This is a genomic window from Mycobacterium bulgaricum, from assembly GCF_041287165.2.
Lineage (GTDB): Bacteria > Actinomycetota > Actinomycetes > Mycobacteriales > Mycobacteriaceae > Mycobacterium > Mycobacterium bulgaricum.
Window position 1 is genome coordinate 16,462 of sequence record NZ_JBGGKV020000024.1, and the last position, 11,388, is coordinate 27,849.

Here is an 11,388-nt window from a genome sequence, read left to right on the forward strand (position 1 = left end):
GTCAGGACGGCTGCAGGGACGCGTCAGCGGTGGAGACAATCCAGCCGTCGCTGAGCGGATTGTCCGTCTGCGCACTGCGGTAGGCCGAACGGAGGTCGCGCAGCAGCGGATCTCGTTGCCACGCTTGCACTTGACGCATGACGTCATCGTCGCCGAACATGGCCGATTTCTCGGCGACGATGGTTTCGACGAGCTGCCCCGCGAGTTGTCGTAGGAGCCGGGCGTTGGCCTCGAACAGCTCGAAGAAATCCGGGCTCGTGTCGATCATCGCGGTATGCAACGTGACCATGAAGTTCAGGGGCGCGTAGAGGTCGACGAACGGCCTTGTGGCCGTTCCTGTCTCGACAGATGCCCACTCACGGAAGAAGCGCTGTACGCGGTTGCTCACATCGATCAGGCCCTGCAGGTACGGCACGAAGTCGGGGTCATCGGCGATGCGGACGAACCTGTCGTTCCGGTAGAGGAGGCCGATGAATCCCCAGTAGAACGCAACATCCCAGACCACTTTGGCGGTCATCACGGAGGGCACACCCATCAGCAGGTACTGATCCTGGTAGATGGCCAACCACATGTCGGTGAGCGAGCGGAAGAGCGTGTCACTGATCTGGGACCTTGCGACGACGTCCTCACCGTCGAGTTCCCGGATGACCATGTCGGTGATGAGGCCATTGCCGATGGCGACGAGGTCCAGTCCCGATGAGTACAGCGGGTCCAGGAAGACTCCGGCGTCGCCGGTGAGACACCACCGCGCGGAGCCGTCGTACATCTTCGTCACCCCGTGGCTGTACTTCTTCATCACGCGGAAGTCCTTGATCGCGTCTCGGTGCTGCTCAAGAACATCCGCACACTGCGGCTCGTGCTCGCGGAGCCACACCATGGCCTTCTCCAGCGTGTTGAAGCCGTCGAAGGCATGAAACATCGGGTCCGCCACGATACCGACGCTGGTGGCACCCGAAGCCAGGCGGATCAACCAGACCCAATACCCCTCGCCCATAAGATGATTCGTCGACATCGCCCGGTCGCCCTCGACGAGGCGACTGTGGAAGCCTGCGTCGTCACTCCAACGATTGACGTCGATCTCCGTCGCCACACGCAGCCAGGCGGCGTTGCAGTGATGTTCGTTGGGTTTCTTCAAATCGAGCTGCCGGGGTAGCAGCCTATTGCGTCCCGAAGCGTCGACCACCCACCGTGCCGTCGTCTCGGACAGCGTGTCGCCGCTCTGGTAGGAGATGGTGTGCGCCGATCCGTCGGCGCCCAGTGCGACGTCGCGAACTCGCCCACAGAGCAGGTCGATCCCCGCTGAACGGCAACGCTCATAGAGTTCGTTTTCGAGCCTGCCGCGGTCGATCTGATAGGTCACCTGCGGCACAAACGAGGAGCCGCCCAGCTCCATCCGCTGCGAAATATCGGTATTCCCGTTGTTGGAGAAGAACATTCGCAGGCCCATCTTGCGGATCTGCGCCGTGCTCAGGTGGTCCCCCAGACCGATGCGATCCCGCAGATAGTGCGCCGAGACTTCGACGGTCGACTCTCCCACGGTGTGGGTGACCTCCGAGATCGGGTGCGCGTTGGGTTCGACAACGACGATCCGTGTCGCCGGCCGGGCCGCGCGGATCTCCAGTGCGAGCGTGAGGGCGGCGGTACCGCCTCCGATGATGCTCACGTCGTGGTCGACCGACGATCTGTCGGGCTGGATGAGGCGCGACTTGATCCGCTGGGCGAGGGCTGCGCGTGCCTCTGGGCTCATCTGCGACACCTGCGCTCGGACGTCCACTGTCTACCTCTCTCGGGTCGTGCCGGCTTCGACGATGTACACGGCAGCGCAACCGTTATGCGGGCAGCGCAGAACCGGCCGCATCGAAGGACTCCCCCAGAGAATCACACAGAGGAGCCCCGGTCATGGCAGGAATGATTACCGAATCCTGACATGCACGCCTGCGTCAGTTATGTGCTGCTCGACGGTCAGCCGGCGATACGGATGAGCTTCTTGTTGACGAACTCATCGATGCCGAACCGCCCGAGCTCGCGTCCGAAGCCCGAACGCTTGACCCCGCCAAAGGGCAACTCGGCTCCCTCGGCACCGACCGCGTTGACGAACACCATGCCGGCGTCGATCTTGTCGGCGACACGTTTGGCCTGATCGGGGTCGGTGGTGAACACGTAGGAACCCAGGCCGAACGGGGTGTCGTTGGCCAGTTCGACGGCCTCGTTCTCGTCGGCCACCTTGTAGACGGTGGCTACCGGCCCGAAGAGCTCCTCCTTGGCCGCGGGCGAATCCGGCGACAGGTTCGTCAACACCCCGGGCGGGAAGTAGGCCCCGCTGCGGGAACCTTCGGACACCAGCGTCGCGCCCTCGTCGACGGCGCGCTTCACCTGATCGTCGAGCCTTTCGGCGGCGGCCACCGAGGACAGCGGTGCCAGGCCGTCGGCCTTCGCCAGGACGCTTTTGGTGAACTTGTCGAGGAACTCGTCGTAGATGTTCTCGGCCACGATGATGCGTTTGGCCGCGTTGCAGGCCTGCCCGGTGTTCTCGAAGCGGCCGTCGACGGCCGCCTCGACCGTGGCGTCGAGGTCGTCGGAGGACAGCAGGATGAACGGATCGGAGCCGCCCAGTTCCAGTACCACCTTCTTGAGGTTGCGCCCGGCGATTTCGGCAACCGCGGCGCCGGCCCGCTCTGATCCCGTCAGCGACACCCCCTGCACGCGCGGATCGGCAATGGCCTCCGCGATCTGCTCGTTGGTGGCGTACACGTTGACGTAGGCGCCTTCCGGATACCCGGCGTCGGCGAATATCTGTTGCAGAGCGGCGGCGGACTCCGGACACTGCGGCGCATGCTTGAGCACAATTGTGTTGCCGAGCACCAGGTTCGGGCCGGCGAAGCGGGCCACCTGGTAGTACGGATAGTTCCACGGCATGATGCCCAGCAGCACGCCGATCGGTCCGCGACGGATCACGGCGCTACCCTCACCGTCGAGCAGTTCGATCGGCTCGTCGGCGAGGAACTTCTCGGCATTGTCGGCATAGAACTCGTAGATGGCCGCGCTGAACTCGACCTCGCCCTCGGACTGATCCAGCGGTTTGCCCATCTCGCGCTGAATGATCTTGGCCAGCTCGGTCTTGCGCTCGTTGTGCAGGTTCGCCACCTTGCGGATCAGCTCGGCCCGCTCCGCGACGGTGGTCGATGCGGCCCACTCCTTGAAAGTCTTGTGCGCACTCGACAGCGCTGACTCGATCTGCTCGTCGGTCGCGGTCGGATATTCCTTGACGACCTCACCTGTAGCTGGATCGACCACCGCGTACTGAGTCATTGTGCCGTGCTCCCATCGTGTGCGCTTCTGACGTTCGTCACCCAGTGTTCCAGCGTCCTCAGCTCGGCGCCGCCTGTTCGTCATCTGCCACGGATTTCGTAGGTGCGGCCGGGGCGAGCGAAGCGACGGGAAATGTGCCGGGGCGAGCGAAGCGACGGGAAGAGTGCCGGGGCGAGCGAAGCGACGGGAAATGTGCCGGGGCGAGCGACCGTCATGCGGCCAGGATGAACGACAGGAAGAACCCGCCCGCCGTGGCGAACGAGTTGAGCGGCCGCCCGTGCTCGAATGCCTCAGGCATCAGGGTGTCGGCCAGTGAAGCCAGAACGGCGCCGCCGGCGAAAGCGAGAGCCACCGCCAACACGGGATCGGTGAGTCCGCTGGCCGTCAACCGCCCTACGACGACCGCGGCGGCCAGCAGCACCGAACACGCGATCCACACCCCGACCACAGCGCGCGGACTCATCCCGGATTTGCGCATCGACATCGCCCCCACCAGCGATTCCGGCAGGTTGGAGAAGAAGATCGCGACCAGCAACGACAACGATGCCCCGCCGACAAGGGATACACCGAGGGCCAGATTCTCCGGTACGCCGTCGAGAGTGACGGCCGCGAGCAGGGCGAGCCCGACGCCACGTCGCGCACCCTCGGCGACGACCTCACGCTGTTCGGGTCCCGAGTGCCCGCTGACGTACTTGTCCAGCAGGCTGTCGGCGATCACGAACGTCGCGGCACCAGCGAGCAGACCGAGTCCGGAATGGACCGCCCCGGCGAGGTGGAACGCCTCCTCGAACAGCTCGAAGGCCAGCGCGGAGATCAATGCGCCGCTGGCGAACGCGAGCAGCACACCGGTCACTTTGACGGGCATGTCCCATCGCGCACCGATGGCCGAGCCGATCACCAACGCGCTCGAGGCGGCGATCCCGAACAGCACGGCGGTCAACATGGGCGTCCCTCCCTGATGAGCCACATGCACTCGCCGACAGCATTGACGGCGAACCTGCCCGCCAAACTCCCGGTGAGCCGGTCACCATAACCTGTTCGGGTGACTCGCACGGGGGAAACGAGGCGTCGCGACGGCCGTCGGCGGGTGCGCTGGCGCGAGCGGAGCAGGCTCGTGCGTGTGGCGCGCCTTTGGCGCACCCGACACCCGCGGACGTTCCGCGACAAGGTGCGGTACAAGATGTTGCGTGATCACCGCGCGCTGGTCGTCACCTTCGCCGACAAAGTGGCCGTCCGCGACTATGTCACCGAAGCCATTGGGGCGGAATATCTTCCGCGCGTGTACGCCGTCGTCGACGACCCCGACGAACTCCACGATGTGTGCCTGCCCGACGCCTACGTGGCCAAGCCGACACACGGTAGCGGCGCAGCGATCGTAATATCCGATCGAGCGCCGATCGATGCGCGCCTGCCCCGGGCACAGCACAGTTGGGTGTATCGACACGTTCGCCCCGAATTCGCCTCCCGCGACGAGGTCGTCGAGATCGCACGGCACTGGTTGTCGCAGTTGTACGGGCAGGGACCGAACCGGGAATGGGTGTATGGGCAAATGCCCCGACGGGTCATCGTCGAGGAACTCCTGTCAGACGCCGGCGGTGGCATCCCCGATGACTACAAGTTCTTCGTCTTCCACGGCACCTGCCATTTCGTGCAAGTCGACGGTGGACGCTTCGGGCGGCGAACACAGGACTTCTTCCGATCCGACTGGCAACACCTGCCTCTGAGTGGCGGAATGCCACGCGCCGAACGCGTGCCCGCCAAACCCGCCCTCCTGGGCGAGATGGTCGCGGTGGCCGAACGTCTGGGCGCTGACACCGATTTCGTGCGAGTGGATCTCTACGAGCTCGGCGGACGCGTCGTCTTCGGTGAATTGACCAGTTTCCCGGCCGGCGGCGACAGCCCATTCGATCCCGAGTACTTCGACGAGGAATTCGGCCGCCCGTGGACGGTGCCCCGGCGCTACCGTTCCTCGCTCTGAATGTTGGTGATAGCCACATATCCGGTCCCATCAGCACCGAAGGTCGGCAGGTCGGCAATGCCCAGTGGCGAGTACTCCAGATCGGCGTCCTTCTGCGCGCCGGTCGATGTCAGCGCATACACCCCGGCCCCGGTTGGTGGCAGGTGTTCCCACCAACAGGTAGCCGACACCGTCCGGCCCGAAGAACACAGTTCCCCCGCTGTCCCCCTGCTGGAGAGCGATTGTGGGCACGACAGTGGCGTCCGGGCCCAATACCGCCACGTACTCGACGTCGCCCACGGTGTAGTTGACAGATCCGGGATTTTCGGCGGACTGCGCGCCTCCCCCACGAATGTTCCTGCCCCGCATCACTACTCGATCGGCGCGTAGACGGTGCCGTCGACGGTGTAGACGCGTGTTGTCTTGCTGCCGAACGCACCTCGCACTCCGGCTGTGACATAGACAGCGTCGTCATGGCCGAGGATGGGCGCACTCGGGTCTGACCCATAGGGAAGCAGAGTCGAGCGTGTCCAGCCGCTCGGGGTTGTGCTGCGCAGCGTCGAGAAACCGAAGCTCGACGACACCAAATGGGCGGTGCCGTCCGATCCGCGTACGGCCAGGGCACGATCTTCGTTTGAGATAGAGCGCGCCGTTGGCGCCCACCGCCACAGGGGTGTCGGCGACACCGATCAGAGTCGCGAGCCGGGTGTCGTTACCTTCGCGGTCGACGGCTGCGAGGGGCAGGTCTGCGTCGGTATCTTGTGTCGAGTGGTTCGAGGACGTTCCGGTCGCCTGGCGCGATATCTGCAAAGCACCTTGCCCGGGCAGCGCGACCCGGCACCCGCTGCCGGACAGCGCCGGCGCAGTGGGCAGGACCTCGATGAGCGGCACACCCGCGCGGTACTCGACCTGACGGTCAGGCTCGCAGAGGTCATGCTCTTCTCCGGGTCCGGCACTGCAGACGCCGTTGCCACCGCCAAGGACGTCGCGCAGGCCTACCGGCTCACCGACTGCGTCGTCGACGTCTTCTCCACCACGGTCTTCGTTTCCGCCCTACCGACCGCGGACAGTCCGCCCGTCACCATCGTCCGAACGGTGCGCATGAGGTCCACCGACTACACCCGTCTCGCCGATCTCGACCGTCTCGTCAAGCGCATCACGTCGGGAGGCGTCACCGTCGACGAGGCGCACCACGCCATGGACGAGTTGACGGAACGGCCACACGTATACCCGCGCTGGCTGGCCACCGCCGGGTGGGCGGGCTTCGGTTTGGGCATCGCCATGCTGCTGGGCGGTACCTGGCTGACGTGCGTGCTGGCCGCAGTCAGCGCCGCGGTCATCGACCGAATCGGTCGCTTACTCAACCGGATCGGCACCCCCTTCTTCTTCCAGAACGTCGCGGGCGCGGCCATCGTCACGCTGGTGGCGGTCGCGGCGTACTGGTTCGCCGGCCTCAACCCCACCGCGCTCGTGGCCACCGGCATCGTGATGCTGCTGACGGGTCTGACCTTCGTCGGCGCGATGCAGGATGCGGTGACGGGTTACACCATGACGGCGATGGCCAGACTCGGCGAGGCGCTCTTCCTCACCGCGGGCATCGTCGTCGGTATCGTCGCGGGACTCGAGGTCGCTGCGCTCGCCGGAGTCAACATCGATCTGCACGTCGACGCGACGGTGAGCGTCATCATCCCCCATCAGCCGCTGCCCATCGCCCTGGCTGTCGTGGGCGCCGGCCTGGCCGGTCTGTGCCTGACCATCGCGAGTTACTCACCGCTGCGGCCCGCCGTCATCGGCGGAATCGCCGCAGCGGCCGCTGAACTCGTGCTGATCGGACTCGGTCGCGCCGGAGTCGGCCAGGTGGTGGCGACCGGTATCGCGGCGGTTCTCGTCGGGTTCCTCGCCACGCTGATCTCCATCCGCCGGCAGGCCCCTGCGCTGATCACCGCCACCGCGGCCATCATGCCGATGCTGCCCGGGCTGGCGGTGTTCCGCGCCGTTTTCTTTCTGGCCGTCGACGAGAACTTCGCCGATGGTCTGGCGCAACTGCTGTCGGCGACCGCGATCGCGCTCGCACTCGGCAGCGGCGTGGTTCTCGGCGAATTCCTCGGCTCACCCCTGCGTTTCCGCGCCGGGCGAGTCGGGGAATTCGTCCGCGCCGATGGGCCACCGGGGCTGCGGCGCGCCGTCGGACGCGTAGTGCATCTGAGGCCGGCCGAGCCCGAAGCCGCCACCTCCGAGCCTGCCTCGGAAAGTGTCGCTTTGGAGCCGATGGTGGACGACGACGTCGACAGCCTCAGCGACGACGCGGTCGGGCACGACGCGACCGACCCGCGAGGCGCGGGCCAGGATTACCCGTAGCCGTCAGGGGGTAGTGCCGAGCCATGACCCCCGTCCAGGACAGCGACACCGGGTTCGACGTCCTGATCGTCGGCGGCGGCAACGGCGGCATCAGTGCCGCCGCGCGCCTGCTGCGCCGCGGTATCACCAATGTCGCGGTGATCGAGCCGCAGACGGTGCACACCTATCGCCCCCTGCTGTCGTATGTCGGCGCGGGGCAGGCTGATCAGGTGTCGGCGGAACGCTTGCAGCGCTCCGTGATTCCGCGAGGCTGCACATGGCTGCGAGACACCGTCGTCGCTGTCGATGCTGACAGGCACCTCGTGGTCTGCGCCTCGGGTGCCGCTCACCGCTATCGCGACCTGATCCTGACACCCGGGCTGGTCGTGGACGAGGAGGCACTGCCGGGTGTGTCGGCGGCCATGGATGCCGCCGAGGTCACCAGCAACTACCTGGATCGCGCCGAGAAGACCTGGCGTCTGGTGCAGTCCATGCCGAGCCGCGGCCACGCGGTGTTCACCGTGCCGCGAGCGCCGGTCAGTTGCACCGGTACCACGATCAAGCCGCTGTTTCTCGCCGCCGCACATTGGACGCGTACACGCCGCGACGTCCGCATCACCCTTGTCGTCGACCGGCCCCACCTCATCGGCGTCGCCGGGATCGATGCCCGGCTGCGTGCGCGTTTGGAGGAGCTCGGCGTGCAGACGTTGCTCGGCACCCGAGTCACCGGGTTGCACCCCGAGCACCGTGAGATCAGCGTGGCCGAAGGCGGGGCTGCAGCGCGGCGCGAGAGCTATGACTTGCTCCATCTGGTCCCTCCGTTCCGCGGGCCCCGCTGGGTAGCCGAGTCACGTTTGGCGAGAACGACGTCGGACGGTCTCGTCGACGTCGATCCCGAGACTTTCCGTCACCGTGAGGTCGCGGACGTGTGGGCGGCCGGTGATGCTGCGGGCGTCGACACGGATCCCTCGGGCGGCGCACTGCGTCGTCAGATCGCGATGCTGGTCGACAATGTGATCACTGCGCGCCACGGCAGCAACGCGTTCGCACGGTATGACGGGTACACCGTCGCTCCGATCGCCACGGATGCCCACAAGCTGATCGCCGGAGAGTTCGATCGCAGCGGCCGGCCCGCATCCTCCTTACCGTCCGTCATCGACCCCTTCACGCCGCGGCGCAGCGCCTGGGCCTTCGACCGCTACGCATTGCCTCAGGCCTATTGGAACTTCATCCTCAAGGGCCGCCTGTGAATACCGGCCGATCTCATCGTCCCGATCCGGTATGGGCGTTGGAAGCCAACCACTTCTGAACGAGGTCGCCATCGTCGGCGGTGACAGAGTGCAGTGCCGTCAGCGTCGGGTGGCCGGCCACCAGCAGCGCGCTGTCAGTGCCTTCCTCCGGCTCCTCGGACACTTCGACTTCGCCCAGGTGCAGATCACCGTCACGGACTTCGTCGACGCGCATCTGCACCTCTCCACCACGAGCCAGAGCGGCGTGGCGCAGGGGGCGGAGCTCGGCTGCCGGACGGTCGGGAACGTTGAGCGACAGAGCCGTTCCCTCGGGAGCCTCCAGGAGCAATTCGAGCACGGGACCCACCAGGTGGGCCGCACTGTCCCAGTACCGCTCGCCGGTCGGGTGCAGCGCGACGTCGAGCGATACGGCCAACCCCCTGGTGTCGTTGATCTTCGCGGTGAGCACCGCGCCCACCGTCCCTGAATGCAAGACAGCCCGACCCACGTTGCCGCCGTGGTTGATTCCCGACAACACCAGATCAGGCCGCGGCTCGAACCAACCATTGAGTGCCGCAGCAACGATGTGGCCGGGCTGCGCGTACACCGCCCACGCCTCCACACCGTCCAGGCCCGGCAGCTCGCGGCGCTCGACCACCGTGCGGCCGTCCTTGCGGACTGCGCTCAACGCGGCGCTCGCACCGCTGGCCTGCTCGGCCGGGGCGGCAACGATGACGTCCAGCCCCGCAGACCTCGCCGCCACAGCCAACGCGTGCAGACCGGGGGAATCGATGCCGTCGTCGTTGGTGACGAGTGCCCGAAGCATGCGTTCGCCATCCCTGCCGGCGCCACCTGACGTCATTTCCACGGCCGCAGTTCGACCCGCTCGGCAAGCGTCTGCACTGCTCGCGCTCCCCCGGTGCCCAGTCCGTGCCGCACGACGTTGAGGGCACCGCAGGCCGCACCCACCTGGAGCGCCCGGCGGAGTGACTCGCCACTGGCCAGCGCGGCGACGATGCCGGCTGTCATCGAGTCACCGGCGCCGGCGGGATCGGCCGGCTCCAGGCTCGGCATCGCGATCTCCACAACGTCGCCGCCCCGGGTCCCGCTACCGTCGGGATCTCTGTCGTCGAGCAGCGCGAGGGCAGGAGCGGAGCCGGACCGGGACACGATGATCGTGCCCGCGCCCTCCTTGCGCATCGAGCGCATCCCATCGACCAGATCCGCGGCGTCGTCGGATTTCGCCCGTCCATCGTCGAGAAGCTCTTCGTGGCTGACCTTGACCAGGCTCGGCTTACCCGCCAGCGTCGCTTCGAGCCGCTCACCCGAGAGATCAGCTGCCACCTGGCATCCGTTGGCGCCCAGATCAGCGGACAGTCGTCGATAGAGGTCGGCCGACAACACCCGATCCTCCTGCGGCCCGGAAAGCAGCACCCGGCCGTGTGCGAGGCCCTCGGTCAGCGTGAGCTCGTAGAGCGAATCGACCTCGTGACGATCAAGCGGATGGCCGGCGGTCTCGGCAATGACGTCGCGACCGCCGGACCGCCGGTCATGGACGTAGGACCCGTTGCGCGACGTGACGGGAACCGTCTGCACCGTGATGTTCGGCCCCGACAGCATGGGACCGATGACATCGCCCGTCTCGCCACCGAGGGCGCAGCACAGCACCACCGGCACACCCAGCGAGGACACCATGCGCGACTGCCAGACACCCTGCCCACCGGCATGCACATGAATGTCGGCCTCGCCGGAAAGATTCTCGATGGTGACGGTCAAGACCGGTAGCGGCGCGAAGATGACGACCGCGTTCCCGCGCTCCGGGGAAGCGGACTGCTCGTCGCCGCTGTCGGCAGCTTTCGGCGGGGGCGACTTCTTCGTCATGGCCCACCTGTACCCACTTCCACTCACTCGGATCAGAGCCGGACGCGGCGGGTAAACCGCACCCTCGGGTAGATGCCTGGGGTCACACCGACTGGTGTGACGTTGTTCACACTCGATCGGTCCGGGAATCTTTTGGTCGCGTCCGCCAGAATCCCGGCGTGGGACTTCTGGCGTTTCGGTGGGTCGATCTGCCCTTGATCGGCGGCTCCGAGGAGGGCTCCGTACCATCTCTATGACCAGGAGTTTCCTCGCAGCCTCGCGTCAACGCTCCGGTAACGAGTTCGGATTCACGGACGAACAGAGTGATGTGGGCAACACCAAGGGCGCGAAACCAGACTGTGCGTCAGCGTCGAGCGGAGGCGCCCTGGAACGTCGGGGCGGCGTTCAGCGCGGCGCGACGCGCGCATCCGAGGCGACACCTCTCGGTTACGCGTTGCCGGGCGGGGGCCACCCCGTTATGTTCCTCGTGTCAACGATGAGCGAGTCGTAAGAACGGACTGTGGGATTTTAATTCTTCTCACATGAAGGCCTTGCGAAGTGTGTGGTGTAGCAGTAGGGCCAGGCACGGGCACTCGGAACCCCGCCCGGGGTTACGGGAAGACATAGCTAGGGAGATCATGAAGGCAATCACTCGGGTGCTGATCGCGATGGTGGCGTCCATCGCGGCATTGTTCG

General features: G+C 66.3%; 10 protein-coding genes. 3 read left to right on the plus strand and 7 right to left on the minus strand.

The genetic code is table 11. The annotated features are described in order from the left end of the window. Position 1 precedes the first annotated feature (1 nt). The 3 genes from ACAG24_RS28990 to ACAG24_RS29000 form a co-directional block, all read right to left on the minus strand. Entirely contained in the window at positions 2 to 1,747 is a 1,746-nt protein-coding gene (locus ACAG24_RS28990) for an NAD(P)/FAD-dependent oxidoreductase (RefSeq protein ID WP_370472675.1), read from the minus strand. Between the two features lie 215 nt (positions 1,748 to 1,962). Then, positions 1,963 to 3,309, minus strand: a complete 1,347-nt coding sequence (locus ACAG24_RS28995) for an NAD-dependent succinate-semialdehyde dehydrogenase (RefSeq protein WP_370472674.1) — start codon at positions 3,307 to 3,309, stop codon at positions 1,963 to 1,965. Between the two features lie 211 nt (positions 3,310 to 3,520). After that, a complete protein-coding gene (locus tag ACAG24_RS29000; protein ID WP_370472673.1) occupies positions 3,521 to 4,252 on the minus strand; it encodes a ZIP family metal transporter in 732 nt (243 codons plus the stop codon). A 177-nt stretch (positions 4,253 to 4,429) separates the two neighbouring features. Here ACAG24_RS29000 and ACAG24_RS29005 point away from each other — a divergent pair, with 177 nt between their 5' ends. Beyond that, a complete protein-coding gene (locus tag ACAG24_RS29005; protein WP_370472672.1) occupies positions 4,430 to 5,287 on the plus strand; it encodes an ATP-grasp fold amidoligase family protein in 858 nt (285 codons plus the stop codon). On the opposite strand, the gene ACAG24_RS29010 is transcribed toward ACAG24_RS29005, so the two are convergent. Together ACAG24_RS29010 and ACAG24_RS29015 are read right to left on the minus strand one after the other, a co-directional pair. Then, the gene (locus ACAG24_RS29010; protein ID WP_370472671.1) at positions 5,269 to 5,457 is read right to left on the minus strand and encodes a hypothetical protein; all 189 of its coding nucleotides are present in this window, start codon (positions 5,455 to 5,457) and stop codon (positions 5,269 to 5,271) included. The two genes, ACAG24_RS29005 and ACAG24_RS29010, sit on opposite strands and share 19 nt — an antisense overlap. Before the next feature lie 180 nt (positions 5,458 to 5,637). After that, positions 5,638 to 5,850 (minus strand): hypothetical protein, encoded by a 213-nt coding sequence (locus ACAG24_RS29015; RefSeq protein WP_370472670.1) that lies wholly within the window; start codon positions 5,848 to 5,850, stop codon positions 5,638 to 5,640. Between the two features lie 184 nt (positions 5,851 to 6,034). Here ACAG24_RS29015 and ACAG24_RS29020 point away from each other — a divergent pair, with 184 nt between their 5' ends. Both ACAG24_RS29020 and ACAG24_RS29025 read left to right on the plus strand, forming a co-directional pair. Further along, the gene (locus tag ACAG24_RS29020; RefSeq protein WP_370472669.1) at positions 6,035 to 7,624 is read left to right on the plus strand and encodes a threonine/serine exporter family protein; all 1,590 of its coding nucleotides are present in this window, start codon (positions 6,035 to 6,037) and stop codon (positions 7,622 to 7,624) included. A 23-nt stretch (positions 7,625 to 7,647) separates the two neighbouring features. Then, on the plus strand, positions 7,648 to 8,853 hold the full coding sequence (locus ACAG24_RS29025) for an FAD-dependent oxidoreductase (RefSeq protein ID WP_370472668.1): 1,206 nt from the start codon (positions 7,648 to 7,650) through the stop codon (positions 8,851 to 8,853). A gap of 13 nt (positions 8,854 to 8,866) precedes the next feature. Here ACAG24_RS29025 and surE read toward each other — a convergent pair whose 3' ends face one another. Together surE and ACAG24_RS29035 are read right to left on the minus strand one after the other, a co-directional pair. Then, positions 8,867 to 9,658: a 5'/3'-nucleotidase SurE gene (gene surE / locus ACAG24_RS29030; RefSeq protein ID WP_370472667.1), complete on the minus strand. Its 792-nt coding sequence runs from the start codon at positions 9,656 to 9,658 to the stop codon at positions 8,867 to 8,869. Positions 9,659 to 9,690: 32 nt separating this feature from the next. Continuing rightward, positions 9,691 to 10,713, minus strand: a complete 1,023-nt coding sequence (locus ACAG24_RS29035; RefSeq protein WP_370472666.1) for a 1-phosphofructokinase family hexose kinase — start codon at positions 10,711 to 10,713, stop codon at positions 9,691 to 9,693. Between the last annotated feature and the right edge of the window lie 675 nt (positions 10,714 to 11,388).